Consider the following 25,405-nt stretch of genomic DNA (forward strand, 5'->3'; position numbering starts at 1 on the left):
GGGGGCAAGGCATCGTAAAAGCGCTGTTTGCTGAAGAAGGACGACGCGCTATGCTAAAAACTGATTTCTTGCCTAATTGCTGCCGCTATGAACCGTGCCTCCTCCGCCGAGAATGACGACCTCACCACTTTATTGCCAGAGCGCTTTGGGCTGGATTTGCAAAGCTTTCTCGCTGGAATTTTTGCCGGGGACTTTGAAGCCGTTAACAATCCCGAGAAACAGATTTTTCTCGCCAATTCTCCCCAGGAGGCGGTAGTTTACGGCGCGGACCCACAAGACGCAGGGAGTCGCTGGGTGTTTCGCGGCTGGCAGGATGACGCGTTGTGTTTTTCTCCCTTGGCACCGGAAACGGATACTCCTGAGAGAGGTTCCGTGTTGATTGTCATGGAAACCGAGCAACATATCATCGGCTTTCTCAGCACCTTCCACGGCGGGCCCCATCAGGTTGCACAACCAGCACAGATACTGCGCCGCCTGGCGCGCAAGAAGAGACGCTTGGCGGTGCGCGGGTCGGTCCTGTTGCGCAGCCGGGCGAATCAGGCCCTGCGAGCCAGAATCCATGACTTCAGCCCGCGTGGCATCAGCTTTGTGCTGGAGAGCTACCAAATTACTGCGGGAGAAAGCCTACTGGCCACTGTCGAGCTGGACGGTTGTGGCAGCTGCGACGTCATTGTCACGGTGCGCAGAAAGGAGCGCTTCGGCAGCACCAGCAGTCTCGTTGCCGCGACCTTCCAGAGCACGACCGAGCAAACCCTCCGCCTGCAGCAACTTTTTCAATGTGCGCTGGGCTAGGCTTCGTGGCGAATGCGTGGCAGGAGCTGGGTGAGATTGCAGGGGCGATGACGCAGATCGAGTTGGGGCAGGATCATCTGGCTCACCCCCAACCGTACCGCCCCAGTGGAGCCAGGTAACAGGAAAAACAAGGTACCAGAACAGATTGCCGCCTCGGCACGCGACTGAATGGTGCTGGTGCCAATCTCCTGATAGGAAAGAAAGCGGAACAGCTCGCCAAAGCCGGGGATAGGCTTCGTGACCAAAGGCGCCATGGCCTCGGGACAGACATCGCGGCCAGTAAGGCCGGTACCACCCGTGCTCACTACCACATCCACTTGCGCCGCATCGATCCAGGCCTGCATCTGTGCCCGCAACGCAAGCAGATCATCCGCAACGATGGCGCGCGCCTCGATTCGGTGTCCTGCCTCGCGCAGCAGCGCCGCGGCCGCATCGCCTGACTTGTCGGTATCTGGAGTACGGGTATCCGACGCCGTCAAGACCGCCACACCTAAAGGTTGAAATTCTACAGCCTCCATCAATCCTCCAGATCCTCGTCGCCGCGGCGTTCGCCGCGCAGCCCAATGCCAAGATTCTTCAACTTTCGGTAGAGGTGGGTGCGCTCCAGCCCAGCGACTTCCGCAGTGCGTGCGATATTCCAGTCATTGCGGGCCAGGTGATATTCGAGAAAGGCGCGCTCGAAGCGCTCCCGCGCGCGTTTGAGGGTGCCGCCAAAATCCTCGGGGGAGGCATTGCCGAGTGGTGCCAAACGTTGATCCAGACCCAAGGCACCCTCGACCTCTTCGGCACTGACTTCTGGACCCTCGCTGAGGATCATCAGGCGCTCCACCAAGTTCTGCAGTTCCCGCACATTGCCGGGCCAGGGATAGTGGCGCAGGACCTCCATGGCCTCGGGCAAGAACTGACGTCGGCTCAGCCCATCGCGACGCCGATGTAGCGTCATGAATTCTTCGACAAGCTCGGGGATGTCGGCGCTGCGTTGCCCCAGGGTAGGCACATGCAAGGGGAGCGCTTGCAGGCGATAGAAAAGGTCCTGGCGGAAATTTCCTTCGGCTACGGCCTTCTGCAGATCTCGCGCGCTACCGGCAATGACCCGCACATCCACCGCCACCGGTGTGGTCCCCCCTACCCGTAGGATGCGTCGCTCTTGCAGGGCAGAAACCAGGCGCGCCTGGCTTTCAAGATTCATGTCCGCAATTTCGTCGATAAAGAGTGTGCCGCCATGCGCCAACTCGAGGCGCCCACGTTGCACCCGCCCCCCTTCTTCGGCGCCAAAGAGTTCGACGGTGACATTGGGCTGGGCGATGACAGCGGCGCGCAGATCAATGAACGGGCCATCTGCTCGGCGGCTTTGGCGATGCAAATACCGTGCTGCGACTTCCTTGCCAGCGCCCGATTCCCCCAGCAACAGGACCCAGGAATCCACCGCCGCCACCCGTTTGAGCTGCTCGCGGAACTGCTGGATTGCCGCACTGTTACCCGTTGGCCGTTCGACCAACCCCGCCTGCGCACGCAACTCGCGATTCTCGCGCTGTAGGCGGAACGCCTCCAAGGCATGACTGACGCTGAGCAGGGTCTTTTCAAGGGACAGGGGCTTTTCGATGAAATCGTAGGCACCCAGCTTGGTTGCCTGCACCGCAGTCTCGATCGTGCCGTGACCCGACATCATCACTACCGGCTGGTCGAGACCTGAAGCTGCAAGACGTTGCAGGAATTGCAGACCGTCCTCGCCCGGCATCCAGATATCCAATAGCAAGAGATCGAAGCTTCCATCCCGCAGCCGCGCCTCGGCCTCTGCTGCGCTAGCCGCCTGCTCGACCCGGTATCCTTCGTCTTCGAGGATATCGGCGACCGTGCTGCGAATGTCTGGTTCGTCGTCGATTACCAGAATACTGAGTCGTCTCGTTTCCATCACTCTTCCTCTGCCACCCCTGCTGGGAGGGGAAAACACATGCACACCCGGGCCCCCTGTGCGCCGTCCCGACTGCCCGCCTCAATCTGCCCACCGTGCTCTTCGACAATACGGCGGACAATGGCCAAGCCGAGACCCGAACCCTTGCTTTTACTGGTAACATAGGGCTCGAAGACGCGCGCGAGGAGTTCCGGCGGAAAACCGGGACCGTCATCCTCTACGATCCATTCTAGCATGCTCGGGTGGCGATCGAGAGCGAATCCTGTGCGAATCCAGATGTGTTTTGCCTCGTTTACTGCCTCGCCAGCAATGGCATCGAGGGCATTGCGGAGCAGGTTATTGAGAATCTGGCGCAGGCGGTGGGCATCGGCACGCAAAGGGGGGAGATCTGGCGCCAAGTCACAGCGGATCTCGACGCCGGTGCCCTGCCCCCGATAGAGTTCAACGATATCGGCAATGAGTGCATTCAGGTCAACGGGGCGCAGGTCCAGCTTTGGCGCCCGTGCGTATTCGGAAAACGCATCGACCAGGACCTTGAGGGCGTCAACCTGCTGGATGATGGTGTGCGTGGCCCGATCCAGGGTTTCGCCTTCACCCCCCAATTTTTCCAGATATTTGCGCCGCAGACGTTCGGCCGAGAGCTGAATGGGGGTCAGGGGATTTTTGATTTCGTGCGCCAGACGCCGCGCGACTTCCCCCCAGGCCGCACTACGCTGTGCGGCAACCAGCGGACTGATGTCATCAAAAACCAGGACAAAGCCTTCGGCGCCACCGAGCTCTGCAAAGCGGGCCCCGTGCAGAATCAAGGTTTGGGCACCCTCATTGCGGTCGATCTGCAACTCACGCTGCATGTCATTGCGTGGCTGTCGGATCCAGTCCTGGGCCTGGGCCCAGAACTCTGCCAGCTGTGGATCGCTCTCTGGATCCGGCAAGCCCGCATCGGTGAGACGCAGAATCTGGCGCGCCGCGGCATTGATTTCCGAGATTGCACCATTATTGGCAAAGATCAGGATGCCGCTGGAGATCTGCGCCAGAATCGTCTCCAGATAATAGCGGCGTTGCTCGGCCTCTTCCTGCGCCTTGGCAGCCTGCTGCTTGGCGCGGGCGAGCTGGCGCGTCATGTTATTGAAAGAATGCAGCAGAACGCCGAGTTCATCGTTGCTGGGAATGATCTGCAGCGGGATGAACTCCCCCCGGGCAACGGCTTGCGTCCCAGCCGCCAGGCGGGCAATGGGAGCGGTCAGGCGGCGCGCCAACAACAGGGCGATCCACAAGGCGGTCAAGGCGGTGAGCAGCAAGGCCACCGCCAGACTCATCTGGAAAGCCGTCTTCATCGGGTCGCGCATCAGGGTCAGCTGGCGGTAGCGATGATCAGCATTCTGCACCGCAGCGGCGGCACGGCTGAACTGCTCCGGCACCACCTGTTCTACATAAAGCAGGCGGTTGCCCTGACCAAACTGGGGATTCATGACCGGGATCAGCACGCGTACGACGAGCTCGCCATGCACCGTCGCCATTTTCACCACCGGATGGTTTTCGTGCAGGGTGAGGAGAAGGTCGCGCGGAAGACGGGGGACGAGGGCGAGATTGTCGCTGCTGGTGGCGATGATCCGATTATTGCTGGAGAAGAGGGTGACACTGCTGAGACGAAATTGATCCCGCATCTGGATCACGGTAAGTACGGCGGCACTATCCGAGGACCCGGTCAAGGCCTGGGCAATGGTTTCGGCCGATAGGAGGGTGCCGCTGCGATATCGTTCAACCCCGGCTTTTGCCACATCCACCGCCTGCTCCAAGGCACTCTCCACCGCCGTACTGAGCCAGGAATTGATGCCCTGATTCAGGTAGTGCCAGGAGAACGCGAAGACCACCGCCGCCGGACTCAGACTCAGGATGGTGATGATGACCACCAGGCGGGTAGCGAGCTGGCTACCGACCTCGCCGCGCCGCAGGCGCAGCAAGAGGCCAGCGATAGCCAACAGGACCAGGATCAGCAGCAGCAGGACGATCGCCGCTGAAGCCAACAGCATGGGCACAAAAAAGGGGCTTAGGGGACCGGCAGCACTGACAAAAAAGGTAAAGCCCAGGAAGGCCAGTACCAATAGAATCAACAAGATCGCCCACCAGCGAGGGAATATCCGCACCGTTTCTTCGCTATCCGTTTGGCGCAAGGCGTGCAACCAACGTCGGCGTGGCGAGGGATGTTGGCGTTCGCTCATGCCGCCTCGCCCGCGGCGGATTTGCGCAGCAGCGCATAGTAGAAACCATCCATTTCCTCTTGCCCAGGCAGGCGTTGCCCACAGCGGGGATCATCCACCCGACAGGCATCTGCCTGTGTGTGCAAAAAGTCTTGCACCAGGAGCTCATTCTCCTCGGGAAGGAGCGAGCAGGTGGCGTACAGCAGGCGTCCACCGGGGGCCAGGGCGGGCCAGACACCGCGCAGCAAACGCGCCTGCTCTTGACAAAGGCGCGGGAGATCCGGCGCATGATGGAGGATATCGGGATGGCGGCGGATGATCCCCGTGGCGCTACAGGGGGCATCGAGCAGGATGGCGTGGAAAGGACGCCCATCCCAGTAGCTGCTGATTTGCGCCGCATCGGCCACGCGCGTCTGCGTGCTCAGCCCCTGCCGTTGCAGCGCCACCTCCAGGCGCTGCAAGCGCGGTGCCGCACTATCCAGTGCCAGCACGTCGTCCGCCCCCAGGCTCAACAAATGGGCCGTCTTGCCCCCCGGTGCCGCACAGGCATCCAGGATCCGTTCCCCGGCTTGCGGCGCAAGAATTTCCGCCGCCAACTGGGCCGCGCCATCCTGTACCGCTACCCAACCGTCCTCCCAGCCCGGGAGCTCACGTACCGGCAGACTCTGTGGCAAGATCAAGGCATCTGGCAGGGTGGCACAGCGCTGACTGGCGTGCCCTTGCTCCTGCAATAGCGCTTGGTACTGGTCACGGCTGATGCGCCGCCGATTGACCCGCAACCACAGGGGCGCCGCTTGCAGATTGGCGCGCACGATAGTGGGCCAATCTGTCGGATATGCGTCTTGCAGGCGCTGCAGCAGCCAGTCTGGGTGCGAGGCGGAAACTGCGTCGGCATCGAGCCCTGGGCGCTCGCGCAGGTAGCGGCGTAGTACAGCGTTGATCAGCCCCTTGGCCCAGGATTTTCCCACTAGCTGACTGGCACTGACCCAGTCGTTGACGATCGCAAAGTCTGGGCGTTGGCCATGCCGCAGCTCGAACAGGGCCAGTTGCAGCAAGGCAAGGATCTGCTCGTCCTGCTTTCCCGGGCGCAGTAGATGTTGCAAGAGCTCTTGCAGTATCCCGCTCTCGCGCAGGGCACCGCTGAGCAGCCATTGCAGGCTGGCTCGTTCGCTGCCGCGCAGGCCGGAACGATCCAGGAGAAAATCCAGGCGCTCCCCGGCCAATACCGCCGGGTAGACGGCCAAGGCAGCGCGGCGCAGGCGTGCGCCCTGCACGCCCTCGGTCAAACGAAGACCTCTCCCTCTTCGGGGCGGTATCCGCGCAGGAAATCTGCTCCCGCCAGCTGTCCTTTCCCGGCCGGCTGCAGGCGCGTCAGAATCAGGCTTCCCTGCCCACAGGCAATCTCCGGCCCCTCTGCTCTGGCAGCGAGCAGCGCACCCGCCGTACCCCGGCCCGTTCCAATCTTTGCCGCCCAGACGCGCAACGGCTGACCGCGAAAGTGGCAATGGGCCACCGGATACGGGTTGAAGGCACGGATCAGACGCTCCAGCGTCTGCGCATCCTGCGACCAATCGATGCGCGCCTCCTCCTTGCGCAGCTTTTTGGCATAGCTGGCTTTTTCGTCATCTTGGGCTTCGGCGTGCAGTTCGCCACACCACAGCCGATCCAGCGCCTCCCCCAAGGCCTCCGCCCCGAGCTCCGCCAGACGATCATGCAGACTCGCGCCGGTATCGTTATCGCCGATCGGCGTTTTCCGCGTCCACAAAACTGGGCCAGTATCCAGGCCTGCCTCCATCTGCATGATGCAAATTCCCGTTTCCGCATCCCCGGCAGCCAGGGCACGGACGATGGGAGCGGCACCCCGCCAGGCCGGGAGCAGGCTGGCATGGACGTTGATCGCACCCAGGCGCGGGGTGTCCAGGATCGCTGCGGGCAAGATCTGACCAAAGGCAACGACGATGAGGAGATCTGGGTTCTGTTGGCGAAGCCAGTGCAAGGTTTCGGGAGCCCGGCTGGAGGCCGGCTGCAGCAGCGGGAGTCCGGCCTGCAGCGCCAAGGTCTTGACCGGACTGGCCTGCAGCCTGCGCCCGCGCCCCGCCGGCCGATCGGGCTGCGTCAGCACACCAACCACATCCTCCTGGCGCGCCAGGAGTCGCGCCAGGATGCGCTCGGCAAACTCCGGCGTACCGGCAAAGACGATGCGTCGGCCATCAGCCATGGTGACGGTTCCGCTTCTCCGCCTTGCGCCGAATCACGCTCTGCTTGAGGCGGGAAAGATGATCGACGAAAAGTACGCCATTCAGATGATCGATTTCGTGCTGCAGACAGACCGCCAGCAGACCATCCGCCTCCAGCTCCAGGATCTTGCCCGCAACATCCTGCGCGCGCACCGTAACCCGCTCAGCGCGTCGCACCGTCTCCAGCACGCCGGGAACAGACAGACAACCCTCCTGCATTTCTTCTTCCCCGGATTTGTGGATGATCTCCGGGTTGATCAGGGTCAGAAGCTCATTGCGCCCATCGGAAACGTCCACCACGATGAGTCGCTGTCCGGCCGCAACCTGGGGCGCTGCCAGCCCAATGCCTGGGGCATCGTACATGGTTTCGGCCATATCATCGGCCAGTTGGCGAATCTCCCGATCGATGCGCGCCACGGGCTGGGCCATGCCTTTGAGGCGGGTATCGGGATATTCGACGATTTTCAAAAGCGCCATCGCATCACCGTTCTCGCAAAAATTGCTATCTTGGACTAATACTATGGGGCGCGGAAGTCCTGAGGAGAAGAGATCATGCGGAAAAGTGTTGCGCCCCTGCTCGTCATCGGTGCCCTACTGGGTCCTCTGGCCCCAGGCGTCGCCTTGGCGCAACCGGCTGCGGAAACCCAGCAGCTGGGCAGTTATGTCGTTCAACCTGGTGATACCCTCTGGGGTATTGCGGCACATTTTCTCAAAAACCCTTGGGAATGGCCGAAAATCTGGCACGCCAATCCACAGATTCGGAACCCGAACCTGATCTACCCGGGGGACCGCATCGTTTTATATCGTCTTCCCAACGGTGAGACGGCGGCAGAAGTCATTCCCTTGCAGCCCAGCCTGCGGGTAACGGCGATTCCCAGCTACCACACCGGGATTATCATGCCCTTCCTGCACAGTCCCGCCATCATCAACAGCAAGAAGGACTATGACCGGCTACCCTATCTGGCAGCGGCATTGCATGAACGTCCAGCCTATACCGCCGGCGACCGGGTCTTTGTCAGTGGCTTGCGGGATGTGCCGGTGGGCACCCGCTACAGCATTGTACGACTGGGCACCGTCTTGCATCGGCTGGCCGATCCCAAACCCCTGGGCTACAGCATGATCAATCTCGGTACGGCAGAATTGCTGCGCTCGGGCAGCGAGGCGGAGATCCGCATCACCTCGGCGCGGCGCGAGATCGAGCTGGGCGATCGTCTGGTTCCCATCAGCTCTAGTCCTACTCCGCATTACTTTCCGAGTACGCCGAAAGAGGCCGTTGCCGCACAGATCGTCGCCAAGATGAATAACGCCGAAGAGCTCACCGTGGGACAGGTAGTGGTGTTAGATCAAGGCGCCAATGCCGAGCTACAACCAGGCAACGTACTGGAGATCGCAGATTCTGCGCGGATGAGCAAAAATGCCGTGACGGGAAAGAATTTTCCCCTGCCCCCGGAAAAAATTGGCACCGTGATGATCTTCCGGGTCTTTCCGCAGGTATCCTATGCCGTGATTACCTCGGCCACCCGTGGCATTCCCCTCGGCGCCAATATCTATTATCCCACCTCCGGACCGGCAAAACTGCGCCAAGAAGCCCAACTCACTCCTTGAAAGACATTGCCTGGCTTGCCCTCCTGCGTTGTCCCGGGCTAGGGGCCAAACGACAGCGGGCGCTGCTGGAGAAATGCGGCAGCGCGGAGGCATGCTTCAGCGCTCGTCATGCGGAACTGCCCAGTGCTAGCCAGGAATGGTTGCGCCGCGATCCCGAGGATTGCCTGACTGCGGCCGATCGTTCGTGGCTGGAAAATCCGGAGCACGATCTATGTACCTGGTGGGATGACGATTATCCACCGTTACTGCGGGAAATCGATGATCCGCCGATGGCGCTGTTCTTGCGCGGCCAGCGGGCACGTCTGCGCGATCCCTTGTTTGCCATGGTGGGCAGCCGCAATCCCAGCCCGCTGGGTAGCGCCACGGCGCGCGCCTTTGCCGAGGAGCTCGGTCACAGCGGTCTGGTCATTGTCAGTGGCCTGGCCGTGGGCATTGATGCCGCGGCCCATCAAGGGGCACTGACCCGCGGCACGCTGGCAGTCCTTGGGACCGGCACCGACTTGGTCTATCCGCGGGAAAATCTGGATCTCGCCCGGACGATCTTAGCCACCGGGCTGATCATCAGCGAACAGGTACCCGGTACCCGCATCCATCGCGGACTCTTTCCGCGCCGGAATCGCCTGATCAGCGGCCTGAGCCTGGGCACTCTGGTGGTCGAGGCGGCCGAAAACAGCGGCTCGCTGATTACCGCACGCCTGGCCATGGAGCAAGGGCGGGAGGTCTTTGCGATCCCGGGATCGATCCACAACCCCCTTGCCCGCGGTCCCCATCGTCTGATTCGTGACGGCGCCAAACTGGTCGAGACGGCGCGGGATATCCTCGAAGAACTGGGACCGCTCTTTGCTGCCACCCAAAGCAGCAGGCGCAGCGCCAGTGCCCCCGCGGATCCACAGGAACGACAGGTATGGACCGCGCTGGGACACGAAACCCTGAGTAGTGAAGAAATCGCCAGTCGCTGCGGATTGACGCTACAGACGCTTTCGTCCATCCTCTTGCACATGGAAATCCAAGGAACTATCGCCTCCTGTCCTGGGGGGCGCTTCTGCCGCCTTCCCAATGCCACCTAGAGGTCTACCATGGAAGACGTCATCGATATCATCAGCTACCTCCTCGATCATCTCGACGACGAGGACGAGAACAGTGAAATCGAGGATCAGCTGCGTGCGGCCGGCTATCCTGAGGAAGGAATTCAGCGCGCCTTGGACTGGATGGACGGGTTTGACGAAGACCATAGTCCGGAGAACAGCCTTGCGGCGGTGCGCAGCTACCAGCCATGGGAAAGCCTGCAACTTTCCCTCGCCACACGCGGGCAGCTCGCAGAATGGGAGCACCTCGGCGTCATCAACAGCAGTATCCGCGAACGTATCATTGATCGTCTCCTCGCCCTCGAGTTGGAAGAGACGGATCTGGAAACCTTGGACTGGGTCGCCTTCCTGGTCATGGTCAACGAAGACGGGCCCGAGGGCTACTGGATGGACCAGCTCCTCAGCCCCGACGGCCAGCGCATTCTCCACTGAGTCATGACGCAACTGTTGATTGTTGAGTCGCCGGCAAAGGCGAAGACCATCCAGAAATATCTGGGGGGAGATTTCACGGTGCTGGCCTCGTACGGCCATGTGCGTGATCTCCTGCCCAAGGAAGGTGCCGTCGATACGGAGCACGACTTTGCCATGCGCTATGCGGAGATCGCGCGCAATGGCAAGCATGTCGATGCCATCGCCAGCGCCTTGCGCAAGGCCGATGGACTCTGGCTCGCCACCGACCCGGATCGCGAGGGCGAGGCCATCTCCTGGCATCTGGTTGAACTACTGCAGCAAAAGAAGTTACTCGAGGGGAAGTCGATACAGAGGGTGGTCTTTCACGAAATTACCCCGCGCGCTGTCAAGGACGCCGTCGCGCACCCGCGCCAAATCGCCATGGATCTGGTCAACGCCCAGCAGGCGCGGCGCGCCCTCGATTACCTGGTCGGTTTCAATCTCTCCCCCTTGTTGTGGCGCAAGGTGCGTCCGGGCTTGTCGGCGGGGCGGGTGCAGAGCGCTGCGCTGCGTATGATCTGCGAGCGTGAGGCCGAGATCCGCGCCTTTGTCGCGCAAGAATACTGGACCCTTAGCGCGCAATTGGAACAGGAAGAAAAGCGCTTTCCCGCCCGCTTGTCGCAGTGGCAACAAAAGAAGCTAGAGCAATTCGATATTACCAATGCGGCATCGGCCGAGGCCATCCGCGCCGAGATCCTTGCCGATCTCGAACGCCATCCGCTGCAGGTCAGCAAGGTCGAGCGCAAACAACGCCAGCGCCAGCCGGCCGCGCCCTTTACGACCTCCACCTTGCAGCAGGAGGCGTCGCGCAAGCTGGGCTTCAACGCCAGTCGCACCATGCGCGTTGCGCAACAGCTCTATGAAGGGATCAGTGTGGGGAACGAGACCGTTGGTCTGATCACCTACATGCGTACCGATGCAGTGAATCTCTCGGAAGAGGCGATTGCCGCCCTGCGCGACTTTGTGCAGCAGCACTTTGGCGCGGAATATCTCCCGCCAGCAGCGCGGCGCTTCAAAACCAAGGCCAAGAACGCACAAGAGGCCCATGAAGCGATCCGCCCCACGGACATTCGTCGTCATCCTGATCAGCTGCAAGGCAGACTGGACAAGGATCAGTGGCGTCTGTACGACCTGATCTGGAAGCGCGCGGTGGCTTGCCAAATGGCTGCTGCCCAGCTGGATCTGGTCGCCGTGGACTTTGCAGCGGAGAGCCACTGGTTATTGCGCGCCAACGGCTCGACGGTAACCTTTCCCGGCTTCCTGGTCGTTTATCAGGAAGGGAAAGACGAACAGGAAGAAGAGGACGAACAGCGTCTCCTGCCCGCCCTGCAAGTGGGGGAGCAGCCGCTCTTCCACAGCCTCGATGCCGAGCAGCATTTCACCGAGCCACCACCGCGCTACAGCGACGCGAGCTTGGTCAAGACCTTGGAGGCACATGGCATTGGCCGCCCCTCCACCTACGCGAGCATCATCCAGACCCTGCAGAATCGCGAGTATGTGGCGATCGAACAGCGCCGATTCCATCCCACCGACCTGGGTGAAGTGGTCAATCAGTTCCTCGTGCAGCATTTCGATCAATACGTCGATTATGGCTTTACCGCGGAGCTGGAAGACCAACTCGACGCGATTTCCCGGGGCGAAAAACAGTGGCAACCGGTATTGAAGGAATTCTGGCAGCCCTTTCACCAGCGTCTGGAGGAAAAGGCCAATGTGAGTCGCTCCGAGGCGACGAGCGAGGCCATCGACGAAAACTGCCCCGACTGCGGCAAGCCTCTGCGCCTCAAGCTGGGACGCTACGGGCGCTTCATTTCTTGCAGTGGCTATCCTGAGTGCAATTATGCCCGGCCCATCGACGGGCCGCGCGAGGCCCCGGAACCGGTCGGGCGAGATTGTCCAGACTGCGGCAAGGCCCTGGTCTATCGCCAGGGGCGCTACGGACGCTTCATATCCTGTAGTGGCTATCCGAGCTGTAAATACTTGGAGAGCTTGACGGCAGCCAAGTCGACGGGGGTCACCTGTCCCGAGTGTGGCAGTGGCGAATTGGTGGAAAAGCGCAGCCGCTATGGGAAGATTTTTTACTCCTGCAACACCTATCCCAAGTGCAAGTATGCGGTTTGGGGAGAGCCTGTTGCTCGCGCCTGTCCCCGCTGTGCCTGGCCTGTGCTCTACCGGAAAAGCACCAAGCGCCGCGGCGAGGAACTGGTCTGCCCGCAGGGGGATTGCGCCTTCCATTTTCCGGAGCAGGCCGAAGCAGCGGAAATCACCGAGCTCCTACAGGACTACCAGGCGCCAGAGCCCAACGACGAAAAGGCGGCGAGCACCGGCAAGCCCAGTGCCCGCCGCAGCAGGAGCGCTACCCCGGCGAAAAAACCCGCAAAGAAGACGGCTTCCGCGCGCGCCACCCGCAAGAAACCCAGCCCAGCCAAGGTTTGATGTATGACCTATGTCGTCACCGAAAACTGTATCGAATGTAAATACACCGACTGCGCCGAGGTATGCCCGGTCGAGTGTTTCCACGAGGGACCGAATTTTCTGGTCATCGACCCCGTGGAATGTATCGATTGCGCCGCCTGTATACCCGAGTGTCCCGCCGACGCGATCTTCGCGGAGGATGAGGTCCCGGCAGATCAAAAGCACTTTACTGCCCTCAACGCCGAGCTGAGCCCACACTGGCCGGTCATTCTGCGCAAGAAGGAAGCCTTGCCCCATGCCGAGGAATTCAAAGGCAAGAAAGACAAGCTTCCTTTACTGCGGCGGGAGCGGCCCTAACGGGTTTCACGTGAAACATGACCGCCAAAGCAAACCCATCGACCCTGCGTTTTAGTGGCGGCGTGTTCACCCTCAGTCTCCTGCACTTGCCGGATCAGGAGATGGGCAGTCCTCGCCAGGCGCTGGCAGCGCAAGGCACAGCCCTGCAATTATTACGGGGCGCAGCCGTCGTCCTAGATCTCGCGGGGACCGATCCCGCACGGGTACCCGCCTATGCGGAGTGGCGCCAGAGCTTGCGCGAATTCGACTGCTTTTTGGTTGGGATACGAAACGCCAGCGATACCCAGGCTGCGGCAGCCGCGGCGCAAGGCTTGCCGCATTTGCGCGGCAATGAAACGAAGGAGGCGCCCCCTCCCAAAACGCCCCAGCCAGCGGGCGCAAGCTCCGGTACCGTACTCATCCAGCCACTGCGTTCCGGTCAACGCCACTATGGCCGTGGCGGCGACTTGGTATGTGTGGGGGCGGTGAATGCCGGGGCCGAGGTCCTGGCCGATGGCCATATTCATATCTACGGGCCCTTGCGCGGACGCGCCCTGGCCGGAGTACAAGGGGATGAGACGGCCAGGATCTTCTGTCAACGCCTGGAGGCCGAACTGATCGCCATCGCCGGGGTATATATGACGTTGGACGATACCCAACCCCTCTGGGGACAAGCCGCACAAGTTTCCCTCGCCGGCGAACACCTGCATATAATCCCTTTAGACAAATAGGAGAGAAACTCGTGGCCCAAACCGTCGTCGTCACCTCCGGCAAGGGAGGGGTGGGCAAGACCACCACCAGCGCCGCCTTTGCGAGCGGGCTCGCACAGCGCGGTCATCGCACCGTCGTCATCGACTTTGACGTCGGCCTGCGCAATTTGGATCTGGTCATGGGCTGTGAGCGGCGCGTGGTCTACGACTTCATCAACGTCATCCAGGGCGAGGCGCGACTGCAACAGGCGTTGATCCGGGACAAGATGCTCGACAACCTCTACATCCTCCCCACCTCGCAGACGCGGGATAAGGACGCCCTCACCGCTGACGGCGTGGCACGGGTCATGGATGAGCTACAAAAGGATTTTGATTACATCGTTTGTGACTCCCCCGCTGGCATCGAGGCCGGCGCCCTGCGTGCCCTGTATCACGCCGACGCGGCGATTGTCGTGACCAATCCGGAAGTCTCCTCGGTACGCGACTCTGATCGCATCCTGGGCATCCTCGCCGCGCGCTCCAAACGCGCCGAGGAGGGCGCGGAACCGATCCGCGAGCACCTACTGCTTACCCGCTACGCCCCGAAACGCGTGCAGGGAGGGGAGATGCTCTCCCTTGATGACATTCAGGAACTGCTGCGCATCCCCCTCCTGGGAGTGATTCCGGAATCGGAGGTCATCCTCCAGGCATCCAACCAAGGCATTCCCGCAATCCATATGCAGGGGACGGACGTGTCCCATGCCTACGATGACGTGGTGGCGCGCTTTCTTGGCGAGGAGCGCCCTTTGCGCTTTGTTCAACCTGAAAAAAGCGGCTTTTTCAAGCGGCTTTTTGGAGGCTGAGATGTCCTTCCTCGACTATTTTCTGGGATCGCGCAAGAAGACCGCCACCGTCGCCAAGGATCGCCTGAAACTGATTCTCGCCCACGAACGCAGCGCCGACGCACCCGATTTTTTACCCGCCTTGCAGGCCGAATTGCTAACGGTGATCAGCAAATACATTCCCGTAGAACAGGACCAGATTTCCGTGCATATGGAACGACGCGGCGACTTTGAGGTCCTGGAACTCAACATCCTCTTTCCCGAACAGCACTGACAGCGTCCCGGAGGGTTCGATGCGCAGACGACACCTGGTTTCACGTGAAACCAAGATGGCCGCGCAGTCGCGTCGCCGGGGCCTACCTCCCGGAACCCTCCTGGATAGCCAAGCGGGGCCTCTAGCCTCTTTGCGCCTGCTCCAGTACGGTGCGGAAAGTTATGCGGAAATCCCCGAACCCAGCATTGCAAAGGCCGCTGCCAGCATAGCAGGACAAGCGGGTGTCACTTGGCTACATCTGCAGGGCGTGCCGCAACTCAGCCAGCTCGAAGAACTCGGCCAACACCTGCAAATCCACCCGCTCACCCTGGAAGACATTCAGAGTGGCTTCCACCAAGCCAAGCTGGAGATCTTCGACAACTACCTCTATCTGCGCTACGAGGTACTCCACAGCCATGGCGAAGAAATTGATGTCCACCCCTTTCATATTCTGTTGCAAGAGGGCCTGGTGATCAGTGTCGCGACGGGCAGATACGACATCACCGAAAGCCTCTTACCGCGGCTGCAGAGCGCGCAATCGCGCCTGCGCCAACGTAGCGCGAGCTATCTCCTCTATGCGTTGCTCGACCTGGTCGTCGACCAGGCCTTCCCGGCCTTGCAGCATTTCACCGAACGAGTGGAGCGCCTCGAGGAGGATCTGCTGCTCCATACCCACAAGGACCAGCTTGCCGCCATTCAGCAGACAAAGCGCGATCTTCTCCTCTTCAATCATGCCCTCTGGCCCATGCAGGAAACGGTCTCGCGCCTGAGCCACAGCATCGGCGAGCACCCGCTGCTTCGCCCGACGCTGCGCCCCTTTCTCAACGATCTCTACGATCACACCATCCAGTTGATGAGCTTGCTCAATAGCGAGCGCGATGTCGTCGGAGGCTTGATGGATATCTATCTGTCCATGGTCAACAACCGCCTGAGCGACATCATGCGGATATTGACCATCATCTCCACCATCTTCATCCCCCTCACCTTCATTACCGGCATCTACGGCATGAATATTGATGGCATTCCCCTGTTACATTATCGATATGGTTACGATATCGTCGTCGGGTTCATGTGGCTGGTCGCCGTGGCGATGCTCTCGTATTTCCGCCGTCGCGGCTGGATTTTTCAAGGCCAAGGAAAAGGCAAATAGCATCCGGCGCAAGTCTTGGATCTAGGAGTTTGCGGCTCGCTGCAGCGCGCGGATGACACCCCCAAAGCGATCTGGACTCATCGATAGGCGCCGAATGCCAGCGGCAACCAGCGTAGGCACCAGCAACGGGTCGCCCGCCGCCTCGCCGCAGACAGATATCGGCCTATCGACCGCCTGCAGCAGGGCACGCACGGCGGCCATTACCGCTGGATGCCGAGCATCCCCCAGATTTTGCAAGCGATCATCACCGCGATCTGCGGCCAGGACGTACTGGGTCAAGTCGTTTGTCCCGACGGATACGAAATCCACCAGCGAGCGAAAGTTTTCCGCGGCCAGGAGCATTGCAGGCACCTCCGCCATGACCCCAACGGGCACCGGCCAAGCGTGCGCAACGCCTGCACTCAATAATTCTGTGCGCACGACGGCCAAATGTTGGCGCAGCGCCTGCACCTCCTCGGGGTTAGTCACCATGGGTAGCAGCAACTGAATGGACAGGCCTTCGCCAGCGCGGAGAATGGCGCGCAGGTGACTGTGGAGAAATTCCTTGCGTGCCAACAGCGCGCGAATGCCCCGCAATCCCAAAGCTGGATTTTCCTCGCTGGGCAACCCGAGAAAGGCCATGAGCTTATCCGCTCCAGCATCCAGCAAGCGCACGACGGCGGTTCGGTCTGCCATGGGCAGCAATATTTCCCGCAGCCGCTGGGCCTGGTCTTCCTCACTCGGTAGCTGCCATTGGTCGAGATACAGAAATTCAGTGCGTAACAGTCCGATCCCGAAGGCTCCGACCCTACGCGCCGCCACGGCCTCTGCGGCCGAGGCCACATTCGCCCAAAGCTCGACCGAGGAACCCTCGCTCCACGCCACCCTTCCCGTAAAGCCAGGCGTCACCGCATCTTCCTGCACCTGCCGGTAACGCGACTGGAACTGCGCCAACGCCTGCGCGTCGGGTGAAATCACCATTTCGCCGCTTCCACCGTCCAACGCCACGAATACCCCCGCTTGCAGAGCGGGATCCGTAGCCTGGATGATGTAGGGAATTCCCCGGGCGCGCAGCAGAATCGCGGCGTGACTGTTTTGCGCACCGTGTCGATCTACCACCCCTAACACCCGCTCCGCGTCCAGGGCCGCTGCGACAGACGGCAGGAGTTCATCCACCAGAAGGATACGGGGCTCCTGCAAGGTAGTGTTGTGCTCCTCCACGCCCAACAACCTGCGCAGCACCCGCGCCCCGAGATCACGCCAATCCGCGGCGCGGGCACGCAGCACGGGGTTTTGCAGACTCGCCATCTCCCGCGCAAGGGCTTCGATCGCCGTTACCCAGGCATGCGCCGGCCCTTGCCCAGTGACCAGTTCGCGCTCAATCAGCGCCAGCAAGCGAGGATCCTCGAGCAGTGCACGTTGCGCCGCCATGATTCCGTGACCAGGTGCTACCTCAGCCACGGCCTCCATCGCTGCGTGAATACGCGCGAGACCGTGCTCGTCAGCGGCTTCCTGTGCTGGGAGGAGATCCCATAGATCCTGCTGCGCGGGCGCGAGGACCCCGCAGGCAAAACCAGGAACGACCCCACGCGGTAGTGTTGCCTCCTGCTCTCCACGATCTTCACCGGGCGGGCTACCCAATATCGCCGCCAGGGCCTGAGTCAGCTCCGCGGCCAGGGATTGGCGGCTATACACGCAAAGTTCTTCGCCCTGGCGCAGCTCCAGCGCCAAGAGGGCGCTGAGGCTATTGGCGGAAGCGAGCGCAGCGCCGACGCCAGCGCGACCAACCCAGACTTTGCCATCGGCGCCACCAGCCACGCGCACGATTTCTGTGGCGGGGCGTAAATGCAAGCCCATCGGGTCGTGCAGACGGTAACACTGCCGCATCATGTCCGGGTCCGCGTGCTGTTCTTCTCCCCCGCTGGTAAGCTCGGCGCCCCCAAGTTGATCCTGCTTGCCACGCAGTGCGCTTTCCGCCTCGCGCAGCACCGCATCGATCTGCGTGCCCGCCTGTGCCGCCAAAGCCGCCGCCACAGCACCTTCCACAAAAGGCGCGGAACACAGCCGAATCCGCCTCCCATCATCGTTGCCGAGCAGGCCCAAGGCCATCTCCGTGCTCAATAGCGCACTGCCGAGGTCCATCAAAACTACAACATCGTAGGTCGCAACGAGACCCTGCAATGCGCTGGCAATGCGGGTCGTATCGGTACCGAGGATCTCACCTTCGTCTCCCGCACCAGCGGCTACCACAACCGGCACCGCATCCGTGGTCATCTGCCAGATCAGCGAGCGGGTCGCCTCCGCCAGCGGACGGCTGTGCGAGACCAATAGCAGCGCAACGCCGCGTGGCTCTGCCATCCTCAGCTTCCCTGCTGGGCCAGACAGGAAAGGATCAGCGCCGCCGACGCAGCACCCGGGTCAACATGCCCGATGGACCGTACCCCCAAATAACTGGCCCGCCCCTTGCGCGCCTGCAAAGGGATGGTTGCCTCCCGCCCCTGCTCTCCAGCACGCGCCGCCGCTGACGCATCCCCCGACGCCGCGAGGGCATCCACGGCAGGGATCAGCGCATCGAGCATGGTCTTATCCCCTGCACTGGCCTTGCCCAAGCGCTGTACTCCAGAAACGCCACTTTGCAGACAGCGGCCAAGCTCTTGGCCGCTGAATTCCTTGCTCGACCCCATCGCCTTGCCAGTCTCCAGGAATAATGTTCCGTACAACGGCCCGGAGGCGCCACCTACGGTACTGATCAGCGCCATGGCCACCGCCTTGAACAGGCTGGCGGGGGGCTCTTCTGCACCAACTGGTAATTCCGCCACTTTACGAAAGCCGCGCGACAGGTTGCTTCCATGGTCTCCGTCGCCAATTTCGGCATCCAGACGATCCAGCATGGCGCGTTCTTCCTCCAGGCGCCGTTGGATGCAGCCCAACCAAGCACGAAATACCTCGTTGTTGTAGCTCATCGCAGCCCCCTTCAGGCACCCCAGCGCAGCGCCGCTGTCACAACGGGGGCATCCCACCATTGTTGCAGATCAGCTTCCAGACGCAGGATGGTAATGGCGACGCCAGCCATATCGAGACTGGTCATGTAGGGTCCGACCAGACGGCGCTGTACCTGCAGCCCGTACTCTCGGGCAACCGCCTCCGCTGCCCGATAGACGATAAATAGCTCCAACAACGGTGTCGCGCCCAAGCCATCGACAAAGATCAGTACCGGATCACCGGGGTGAAAAGGGAGATCGCTGAGGATCGGTTCCATGAGCAAGCGCGTCAGTGCATCGGCCGAGGCCATGGCGATGCGCTCCCGACCTGGCTCGCCATGAATGCCGACGCCAAATTCGATTTCTTTTTCGCCCAGTTGGAACCCTTCCTGTCCGGTGCTCGGATTATGACAAGGACCCAGGGCCAACCCCATCGAGCGTGCCTGAGCATTCACCCGCCGCGCCAGCGCTGCCAAGTCGGTGAGCGGCATGCCCGCCTCGGCCGCAGCACCACAGATCTTTTCGGCCAAGACGGTTGCGCCGACCCCGCGCCGCCCCGCGGTATAGAGGGAGTCCTGGACGGCAACATCGTCGTCCATGAGCACTTGCTCTACCGCCACCCCCTCCGCTTGCAGCAGCTCGGCCGCCATCTGAAAATTGAGCACGTCGCCAGTATAGTTCTTGACCAAGTGCAGCACCCCCGCGCCAGCATGGGCTGCTAGGGAAGCGGCCGCAATCTGGTCGGGGGTGGGGCTGGTGAATACCGCCCCCGGGCAGGCCGCATCGAGCATGCCTCGACCCACAAAACCGGCGTGCATGGGCTCGTGGCCAGAGCCCCCGCCAGAAATCACGGCGACCTTACCGGCAATCGGGGCGCCCTTGCGCAGGACATAGCTCGGTGCCTCGTGTACCTGCAGCAAATCCGCGTGGGCCAGGGCCATGCCGGCCAGGGACTCGGCGACGACGGTATCCGGATCATTGATGAGCGCCTTCATGATTTTGCCTCCTGCTCTTCGATTTGTTTGCGCACCTCATCCAAGGCCTTCTGCAGCTTTTCCAGTTTGAAACCCAAACCCTTTTGCTCCACACGCGGCTGCTTTTCCTGTAACAGTTTCGCGCGCACGCAGAGGGTACGGCTGATCAGCCATTCATAAACGTACACGGCGATCGTGGCACCGATGAGCGGGCCGACAATGGGTACCCACCAATAACCATGGGGGCCGGGAAAGGCATTGGCGCCCCAGCCTTGCAGCCAGCAGAAAAAGCGGGGTCCAAAATCGCGCGCCGGATTGATGGCGTAGCCGGTGCCCACGCCAAAGGACATACCGATGGCCGCTACGGCAAAACCAATCATCAGGGGCGCGAGGTTGGCGCCCGGCCCTACATTCATGTTGTCGATGATGGCCAGGACGAACAGCAGCAGGAAAAAGGTGGCAATCACCTGATCCAGGAGCGCCAGTCCCATCTGGTTACCATAGTAGGCGGCGGGGAAGGTGGCAAAGATACTGAAGGTGGTCATTCCACCCGGGGCCGCGCGGGAGACCACGTGATGCACAAGATTCCATTTGTCGATGGCCAGAAAATAGTCGTAATAAACAATGGCCGCACCCGCAAAGCAGCCCACCACCTGAGCCACCCAGTATGGCAGCACCTTGCGCCAGGGAAAATTGCCGCGCAAGGCGAAGGCCAGGGTTACCGCGGGGTTGATGTGCGCGCCAGAGACGCCTCCCGCCACATAGACCGCCATTGCTACGGCCATCGCCCAGCCCCAGGTAATCAGGAGCCAGCCCCCAGCGCCCTGAAAGATCACCAGGGTCCGCCCCGACTCCGTCAAACCCACCACCGCCACGGCCACACAACCGGCACCAAAGGCCAAGAGAACGAAACAACCGAGAAACTCGGCAATCATCTCCGCCCAAATGGACTGGGCACGCCAGCCCGATTTCACTCCAGCAGCCATTTGTGTCGCCATGTTAGTTTTCCTCCACCCAAGCAAAAGACCGCTGTACTGCCTTCTTCCACGCGTGATACAAGCGCTCGCGCGCGGCGGGCTCCATCTGCGGCTCCCACACATGATCCACGCCCCAGTTAGCGCGCAGATCCTCGACACTCTGCCACAACCCCGTTGCCAAGCCTGCCGCATAGGCAGAACCCAGCGCTGTCGTCTCGACAATGCGTGGCCGCTGTACCGGAACCGCTAACAGATCGGCCTGGAACTGCATCAGTAGCTCGTTCAACACCATGCCGCCGTCACTGCGCAAGGCGCGTAAAGGAATGCCACTATCTACTTGCATGGCCTCCACCACATCCCGCACTTGGTACGCGGTCGACTCCAGCGCGGCACGGGCGATATGTGCCTTGGTCGCAAAGCGCGTCAGACCGGCAATCACGCCACGTGCATCCTCGCGCCAGTAGGGAGCGTAGAGACCGGAAAACGCGGGCACGATATAGACGTCGCCATTATCTGGGACGCTACGCGCCAGCGGCTCGATCTGCTCTGCAAAATCAAAGAAATGCAGATTATCCCGCAACCACTGGACCAGCGCGCCGGCGATGGCGATCGAGCCCTCCAGGGCATAGTGCGTAGGACCGTCGCCGAAGCGATAAGCGACCGTACTCAGGAGGCCTGCCTTGGACTGGACTGCCTCGGTGCCGGTATTCATCAACAGGAAGCAACCGGTGCCATAGGTATTCTTGGCCTCCCCGGGGGCAAAACAGGTCTGTCCCACCAAGGCTGCCTGCTGGTCACCCAGCATGCCGGCGAGTGGGGTACCACGCAGCGGTGCGGTGCGAATTTCACCATAGACCTCGCCGGAGGAGACGATCTTGGGCAAACAGGCGGGGGGAATCTGGAATTCCTCGAGCAGTTCCGGATCCCAACGACAACTGCGCAGATTCATGAGCAAGGTGCGACTGGCGTTGCTGACATCGGTGATGTGCAGGCCACCCTCCTTGCCCCCCGTCAGATGCCAGGCGAGCCAGGTGTTGATATTGCCGAACAGCGCCTCGCCTTGTTCCGCCTTGCGTCGAGCCCCCGGCACATTTTCCAGGATCCAGAGCAGCTTGAGTACCGAAAAATAGGTGGTCAGGGGCAGCCCACTGCGTTCTCGAAACCAGGCCTGCTCCCGCTTTTGCAGGAAGCGGCGGACCAACTGATCGGTGCGGGTGTCCATCCAGACGATGGCAGGGGCCAGCGGCTCGCCGCTGTGGCGATCCCAGAGGATGGTGGTTTCCCGCTGATTGGTGATACCCACGGCGCGCAGATCTTTGCCGCTGAGGTTGGCACGCGCCAAAGCCGCGCCAATCACCTCATTACTGTTATGCAGAATCTCCATGGGGTCATGTTCGACCCATCCCGGCTGTGGGTAGATCTGCCGATGCTCCTTTTGCGCTTGCGTGAGGATCTTGCCTTCGCGGTCGAAAATGATGAAGCGGGTGCTGGTGGTTCCTTGATCAATGGCCCCGACATAGTTGGACATGGGTTGTACTCCTCTCTTCGTTTTTCCTCGTCAGTCGCTGCTGACGATCTTCACCAGAATTTGGCGCAAGCGTTGCTCGGCCCCAGCGGGTATGTGCAGGGCCAGCTTAGATCGGCGCCAGAGGACATCTTCTGGCGACCGTGCCCATTCCTGCTCCACGAGATAGCGCAGCTCCGCCTCGTACAGCCCGCCACCTAGGTCTTCGCCCAAGTCCGCTGGTTGCTGCACACCCGTCAAAAAACGGGCAACGCGAGTACCATAGGCGCGGCCATAGCGATGCAAGAGCGGGGCGGGAAGGCCCGGGTATTGCGCAATCAGTTGCTGGTAAAAAGCGGTAAAATCGGCGCCAGGGAGATCGCCCCCAGGGAGGGGGGCGGTCGCTGTCCAGGACGCACTGACGGCCTTGCCCAAGAGGGGCTCGAGCAGCTGTAGGGCGTGTTCGGCCAGCCGTCGGTAAGTGGTGATCTTGCCGCCAAAGATGGAGAGCACGGGTGCACCCGGTCCCTGTTCGAGATCGAGGACATAGTCCCGCGTGACTGCCGAGGCATTGGCCGCGTGGTCATCATACAGAGGGCGAACACCGGAATAGCTGCGCACGACATCCGCAGGCGTCACCGCCTTGCGTAGATAGCGGGAAGCGCTGGCACACAGATACGCCGTCTCTTCCGGGCTGATCTCCAGCCGTGCTGGATCGCCATCGTAGGGGATATCGGTAGTGCCGATCAGGGAGAAACTCCCCTCATAGGGGATGACGAAAATGATCCGTCCGTCGGGATTTTGCAGGATGAAGGCAAAGTCTTCATCGTAGAGACGGGGCACGATGATGTGGCTTCCCTTTACCTTGCGCACGCTCTTGTGGGTATGGAGATTCAGGGCTTGTCCCAATACGTCTCCTACCCAGGGTCCTGTGGCATTGACCAGGCTACGCGCCCGCAGGGTCTCCCGCTGCCCGTTTGCCGACTCGATTTCGGCATGCCAGAGGCCATCGACCACGACGGCTTTCTTCAGGGACGTATGCAAGCGGATCTCTGCGCCGCGCTCGCGCGCATCCAGGGCATTGAGTACCACCAGGCGACTGTCCTCTACCCAACAGTCCGAGTAACTGAATCCATGCCGGACGCTTTCTTGCAATATCTTGCCTGCCGGATGCTGGGAAAAACGCAGGGCGCGGGAGGCGGGCAAGCTTTGCCGCAGCGCAAGGTGATCATAGAGCCAGAGGCCGGCGCGCAGCTTCCACCCGGCACGACTTTGCGGACCTTGCGGCAAGACAAAGATGAGCGGCCAGATGATGTGCGGCGCGATGTGCAGCAGTCGTTCTCGCTCTTGCAGCGCCTCGCGCACCAAGCGAAATTCGTAGTATTCGAGGTAGCGTAGTCCACCGTGAATCAGCTTGGTACTGGCCGAGGAGGTATGGGAAGCAAGATCGTCCGCCTCGACCAGGGTTACGGAAAGTCCGCGCCCGACAGCATCACGCGCAATGCCAACACCATTGATCCCGCCACCAATCACCAGAATATCTCGTAGTTCGTTCATATCGGTCATTCCTGTGTTTAGTTATTTTTGGGCTACACGGACACAAGACGTGTCATTTTTTTAACATTGTAGTAGAAATTTTTTCCAAGGAGATGGATCATTTTATAAGCATATTTTTCTATAATCGTACAAGATTCGATCTATATTCGAGGCAGACTTGATCTTTTTGCCGAGGGAGTCCGCATCCATGCCGTCCAAACCAACCAGCCTTCTCTGGCCTTCACCAGCGCCGCCGACCAGAGGGCAGCCGGATGTACTCTTTTTGCGTGCCCTGGGCGAGCAGGGCGCGACGCCTTTGCAAATCTTACCCACCGCGCCAGAGGCGAGCAGCTTCGCGGCGGAAATTTTCCATAAAGCCATTCTCGATCAAGACCTATAAAAAACTTCTACTATTCACAAATAATAGGAATCTATGAAGAAAATAAAGCTCATTGATTTTTTCGTTGGGTAAATTTCTTGCGCGGGCTGTTCCCCTGCACTATACGTTTTTAGGTCATTATAAAATTAGCAAAGACGGAGAAGCCATGAATCAGGGCGAATATTCCCTGGATACCGGCGTGTCTCGGCGGCGGTGGGTCCATGTTGGTCGTGGTCGGCAGTTGTAACATTGATCTCGTTCTGCGGCTCGATCGCGCTCCCACAGCTGGGGAGACGCGGATTGCTCGCAGTCTGAGTCTGCATAACGGCGGCAAGGGCGCCAACCAAGCCGTAGCCGCGAGTCGAGCCGGTGCGCAGGTCCGCCTGCTGGGCGGCCTCGGACAGGATCCCTACGGCGGCCGGCTCTATCAGGCTCTCACTACGGAAGGCATTGATCTGAGTGCGCTGTCCTGGAGCCAATTGCCCACCGGTACGGCGTGTATTTTTGTGGAAGACTCTGGCGACAATCGCATCGCCATCTATCCCGGCGCCAACCGTGACATTCCCCTGGCCAACTTGGAAACACAAATCGCCGGTGCCAGCCATGTCTTGGCGCAATTGGAAGTCGACCCGCAACTCGTCACGGCCGCGGCCCGTATCTGTCGGGCGCAGCGGATCACTTTTGTGCTCAATGCCTCCCCAGCGGCAGAAATCTCCCCAGAGCTACTCGCTCTGGCAGATATCTTGCTGGTCAACGCCGAGGAGGCAGCGCAAATCCTCGGCGCGTCCGTGTCGTCCGCCATGGAGGCTGCGGCACGCCTGGCCCAGGGTCGACAGGCTGCGATCATCACCCTGGGCAAGGATGGTGCGGCATGGGCCAACGCTACGGGGCAGGGCTGCCTCCCAGCGCACCCGGTTGCTGTCGAAGACAGCACGGGCTGCGGCGATGCCTTTGCTGGTGTCCTCGTTGCCGCCCTGGCCGCAGGCGCAACCTTGCCTACTGCCATTGCCCGTGCCAATGCCGCGGCGGCGCTGACCGCCACGGCCCTCGGTGCACAGGACGCCATGCCGTCACGCCTAGCCATCGACCAGTTCCTGGCTTCCCAATAATCCCA

At 61.1% G+C, this 25,405-nt stretch carries 24 protein-coding genes; 12 read left to right on the plus strand and 12 right to left on the minus strand.

Annotation, left to right across the window (positions count from 1 at the left end):
- Positions 1–87 precede the first annotated feature (87 nt).
- Positions 88–792, plus strand: a complete 705-nt coding sequence (locus M5D89_RS02075; protein WP_248884076.1) for a PilZ domain-containing protein — start codon at positions 88–90, stop codon at positions 790–792.
- On the opposite strand, the gene moaB is transcribed toward M5D89_RS02075, so the two are convergent.
- The 6 genes from moaB to def are packed head-to-tail and all read right to left on the minus strand — an operon-like array spanning position 789 to position 7,616.
- Positions 789–1,310, minus strand: coding sequence for a molybdenum cofactor biosynthesis protein B (moaB, locus tag M5D89_RS02080; protein WP_248884077.1), 522 nt, complete (start codon positions 1,308–1,310; stop codon positions 789–791). The two genes, M5D89_RS02075 and moaB, sit on opposite strands and share 4 nt — an antisense overlap.
- Entirely contained in the window at positions 1,310–2,704 is a 1,395-nt protein-coding gene (locus M5D89_RS02085) for a sigma-54-dependent transcriptional regulator (RefSeq protein ID WP_248884078.1), read from the minus strand. The genes moaB and M5D89_RS02085 overlap by 1 nt, the downstream gene beginning before the upstream one ends.
- Positions 2,704–4,923, minus strand: a complete 2,220-nt coding sequence (locus M5D89_RS02090) for a sensor histidine kinase (protein ID WP_248884079.1) — start codon at positions 4,921–4,923, stop codon at positions 2,704–2,706. The genes M5D89_RS02085 and M5D89_RS02090 overlap by 1 nt, the downstream gene beginning before the upstream one ends.
- Complete coding sequence (rsmB, locus tag M5D89_RS02095; RefSeq protein WP_248884080.1) at positions 4,920–6,188, minus strand: 16S rRNA (cytosine(967)-C(5))-methyltransferase RsmB; 1,269 nt, start codon at positions 6,186–6,188, stop codon at positions 4,920–4,922. Before rsmB ends, M5D89_RS02090 begins: the two co-directional genes overlap by 4 nt.
- A complete protein-coding gene (gene fmt / locus M5D89_RS02100; RefSeq protein WP_248884081.1) occupies positions 6,185–7,120 on the minus strand; it encodes a methionyl-tRNA formyltransferase in 936 nt (311 codons plus the stop codon). The genes rsmB and fmt overlap by 4 nt, the downstream gene beginning before the upstream one ends.
- On the minus strand, positions 7,113–7,616 hold the full coding sequence (gene def / locus M5D89_RS02105) for a peptide deformylase (RefSeq protein ID WP_248884082.1): 504 nt from the start codon (positions 7,614–7,616) through the stop codon (positions 7,113–7,115). The genes fmt and def overlap by 8 nt, the downstream gene beginning before the upstream one ends.
- A 75-nt stretch (positions 7,617–7,691) precedes the next feature.
- Between def and M5D89_RS02110 the strand changes: the two genes are divergently transcribed.
- From M5D89_RS02110 to corA, 9 genes are read left to right on the plus strand one after another with little or no spacing between them, the layout of a single operon-like run.
- A complete protein-coding gene (locus M5D89_RS02110) occupies positions 7,692–8,744 on the plus strand; it encodes a LysM peptidoglycan-binding domain-containing protein (RefSeq protein WP_248884083.1) in 1,053 nt (350 codons plus the stop codon).
- A complete protein-coding gene (dprA, locus tag M5D89_RS02115; RefSeq protein WP_248884084.1) occupies positions 8,741–9,811 on the plus strand; it encodes a DNA-processing protein DprA in 1,071 nt (356 codons plus the stop codon). The genes M5D89_RS02110 and dprA overlap by 4 nt, the downstream gene beginning before the upstream one ends.
- 9 nt (positions 9,812–9,820) lie before the next feature.
- Entirely contained in the window at positions 9,821–10,261 is a 441-nt protein-coding gene (locus M5D89_RS02120; protein ID WP_248884085.1) for a Smg family protein, read from the plus strand.
- Positions 10,262–10,264: 3 nt separating this feature from the next.
- The gene (gene topA / locus M5D89_RS02125; protein WP_248884086.1) at positions 10,265–12,712 is read left to right on the plus strand and encodes a type I DNA topoisomerase; all 2,448 of its coding nucleotides are present in this window, start codon (positions 10,265–10,267) and stop codon (positions 12,710–12,712) included.
- Between the two features lie 3 nt (positions 12,713–12,715).
- Positions 12,716–13,048: a ferredoxin FdxA gene (gene fdxA, locus M5D89_RS02130; RefSeq protein WP_248884087.1), complete on the plus strand. Its 333-nt coding sequence runs from the start codon at positions 12,716–12,718 to the stop codon at positions 13,046–13,048.
- Between the two features lie 17 nt (positions 13,049–13,065).
- Positions 13,066–13,758: a septum site-determining protein MinC gene (gene minC, locus M5D89_RS02135; protein WP_248884088.1), complete on the plus strand. Its 693-nt coding sequence runs from the start codon at positions 13,066–13,068 to the stop codon at positions 13,756–13,758.
- A gap of 11 nt (positions 13,759–13,769) precedes the next feature.
- Positions 13,770–14,579 (plus strand): septum site-determining protein MinD, encoded by an 810-nt coding sequence (gene minD, locus M5D89_RS02140; RefSeq protein WP_248884089.1) that lies wholly within the window; start codon positions 13,770–13,772, stop codon positions 14,577–14,579.
- A 1-nt stretch (position 14,580) separates the two neighbouring features.
- On the plus strand, positions 14,581–14,832 hold the full coding sequence (gene minE / locus M5D89_RS02145; protein ID WP_248884090.1) for a cell division topological specificity factor MinE: 252 nt from the start codon (positions 14,581–14,583) through the stop codon (positions 14,830–14,832).
- Between the two features lie 19 nt (positions 14,833–14,851).
- Positions 14,852–15,961 (plus strand): magnesium/cobalt transporter CorA, encoded by a 1,110-nt coding sequence (gene corA / locus M5D89_RS02150; RefSeq protein WP_248884091.1) that lies wholly within the window; start codon positions 14,852–14,854, stop codon positions 15,959–15,961.
- A 21-nt stretch (positions 15,962–15,982) separates the two neighbouring features.
- On the opposite strand, the gene dhaM is transcribed toward corA, so the two are convergent.
- From dhaM to glpD, 6 genes are read right to left on the minus strand one after another with little or no spacing between them, the layout of a single operon-like run.
- Entirely contained in the window at positions 15,983–18,298 is a 2,316-nt protein-coding gene (gene dhaM, locus M5D89_RS02155; protein WP_248884092.1) for a dihydroxyacetone kinase phosphoryl donor subunit DhaM, read from the minus strand.
- A 2-nt stretch (positions 18,299–18,300) separates the two neighbouring features.
- Positions 18,301–18,903: a dihydroxyacetone kinase subunit DhaL gene (dhaL, locus tag M5D89_RS02160; RefSeq protein ID WP_248884093.1), complete on the minus strand. Its 603-nt coding sequence runs from the start codon at positions 18,901–18,903 to the stop codon at positions 18,301–18,303.
- 11 nt (positions 18,904–18,914) lie between these two features.
- The gene (dhaK, locus tag M5D89_RS02165) at positions 18,915–19,916 is read right to left on the minus strand and encodes a dihydroxyacetone kinase subunit DhaK (RefSeq protein WP_248884094.1); all 1,002 of its coding nucleotides are present in this window, start codon (positions 19,914–19,916) and stop codon (positions 18,915–18,917) included.
- Complete coding sequence (locus tag M5D89_RS02170; RefSeq protein ID WP_248884095.1) at positions 19,913–20,893, minus strand: MIP/aquaporin family protein; 981 nt, start codon at positions 20,891–20,893, stop codon at positions 19,913–19,915. The genes dhaK and M5D89_RS02170 overlap by 4 nt, the downstream gene beginning before the upstream one ends.
- 1 nt (position 20,894) lies before the next feature.
- Entirely contained in the window at positions 20,895–22,400 is a 1,506-nt protein-coding gene (glpK, locus tag M5D89_RS02175) for a glycerol kinase GlpK (RefSeq protein WP_248884096.1), read from the minus strand.
- A 30-nt stretch (positions 22,401–22,430) separates the two neighbouring features.
- Positions 22,431–23,933 carry a glycerol-3-phosphate dehydrogenase gene (gene glpD / locus M5D89_RS02180; protein ID WP_248884097.1) on the minus strand — a complete coding sequence of 501 codons (1,503 nt, stop codon included), beginning with the start codon at positions 23,931–23,933 and terminating at the stop codon, positions 22,431–22,433.
- Positions 23,934–24,120: 187 nt separating this feature from the next.
- Between glpD and M5D89_RS02185 the strand changes: the two genes are divergently transcribed.
- Complete coding sequence (locus M5D89_RS02185; protein ID WP_248884098.1) at positions 24,121–24,312, plus strand: hypothetical protein; 192 nt, start codon at positions 24,121–24,123, stop codon at positions 24,310–24,312.
- A 200-nt stretch (positions 24,313–24,512) separates the two neighbouring features.
- Positions 24,513–25,400, plus strand: coding sequence for a ribokinase (locus tag M5D89_RS02190; RefSeq protein ID WP_248884099.1), 888 nt, complete (start codon positions 24,513–24,515; stop codon positions 25,398–25,400).
- Positions 25,401–25,405: the final 5 nt, after the last annotated feature.

This window comes from Acidithiobacillus acidisediminis, assembly GCF_023277115.1.
Lineage (GTDB): Bacteria > Pseudomonadota > Gammaproteobacteria > Acidithiobacillales > Acidithiobacillaceae > Igneacidithiobacillus > Igneacidithiobacillus acidisediminis.

Coding starts and splice junctions, on each gene's coding strand:
- M5D89_RS02075 (WP_248884076.1), top strand. CDS start 88: ATGAACCGTGCCTCCTCCGCCGAGAATGACGACCTCACCACTTTATTG.
- moaB (WP_248884077.1), bottom strand. CDS start 1,310: ATGGAGGCTGTAGAATTTCAACCTTTAGGTGTGGCGGTCTTGACGGCG.
- M5D89_RS02085 (WP_248884078.1), bottom strand. CDS start 2,704: ATGGAAACGAGACGACTCAGTATTCTGGTAATCGACGACGAACCAGAC.
- M5D89_RS02090 (WP_248884079.1), bottom strand. CDS start 4,923: ATGAGCGAACGCCAACATCCCTCGCCACGCCGACGTTGGTTGCACGCC.
- fmt (WP_248884081.1), bottom strand. CDS start 7,120: ATGGCTGATGGCCGACGCATCGTCTTTGCCGGTACGCCGGAGTTTGCC.
- def (WP_248884082.1), bottom strand. CDS start 7,616: ATGGCGCTTTTGAAAATCGTCGAATATCCCGATACCCGCCTCAAAGGC.
- M5D89_RS02110 (WP_248884083.1), top strand. CDS start 7,692: ATGCGGAAAAGTGTTGCGCCCCTGCTCGTCATCGGTGCCCTACTGGGT.
- M5D89_RS02120 (WP_248884085.1), top strand. CDS start 9,821: ATGGAAGACGTCATCGATATCATCAGCTACCTCCTCGATCATCTCGAC.
- topA (WP_248884086.1), top strand. CDS start 10,265: ATGACGCAACTGTTGATTGTTGAGTCGCCGGCAAAGGCGAAGACCATC.
- fdxA (WP_248884087.1), top strand. CDS start 12,716: ATGACCTATGTCGTCACCGAAAACTGTATCGAATGTAAATACACCGAC.
- minC (WP_248884088.1), top strand. CDS start 13,066: ATGACCGCCAAAGCAAACCCATCGACCCTGCGTTTTAGTGGCGGCGTG.
- minE (WP_248884090.1), top strand. CDS start 14,581: ATGTCCTTCCTCGACTATTTTCTGGGATCGCGCAAGAAGACCGCCACC.
- corA (WP_248884091.1), top strand. CDS start 14,852: ATGCGCAGACGACACCTGGTTTCACGTGAAACCAAGATGGCCGCGCAG.
- dhaM (WP_248884092.1), bottom strand. CDS start 18,298: ATGGCAGAGCCACGCGGCGTTGCGCTGCTATTGGTCTCGCACAGCCGT.
- dhaL (WP_248884093.1), bottom strand. CDS start 18,903: ATGAGCTACAACAACGAGGTATTTCGTGCTTGGTTGGGCTGCATCCAA.
- dhaK (WP_248884094.1), bottom strand. CDS start 19,916: ATGAAGGCGCTCATCAATGATCCGGATACCGTCGTCGCCGAGTCCCTG.
- M5D89_RS02170 (WP_248884095.1), bottom strand. CDS start 20,893: ATGGCGACACAAATGGCTGCTGGAGTGAAATCGGGCTGGCGTGCCCAG.
- glpK (WP_248884096.1), bottom strand. CDS start 22,400: ATGTCCAACTATGTCGGGGCCATTGATCAAGGAACCACCAGCACCCGC.
- glpD (WP_248884097.1), bottom strand. CDS start 23,933: ATGAACGAACTACGAGATATTCTGGTGATTGGTGGCGGGATCAATGGT.
- M5D89_RS02185 (WP_248884098.1), top strand. CDS start 24,121: ATGCCGTCCAAACCAACCAGCCTTCTCTGGCCTTCACCAGCGCCGCCG.
- M5D89_RS02190 (WP_248884099.1), top strand. CDS start 24,513: ATGTTGGTCGTGGTCGGCAGTTGTAACATTGATCTCGTTCTGCGGCTC.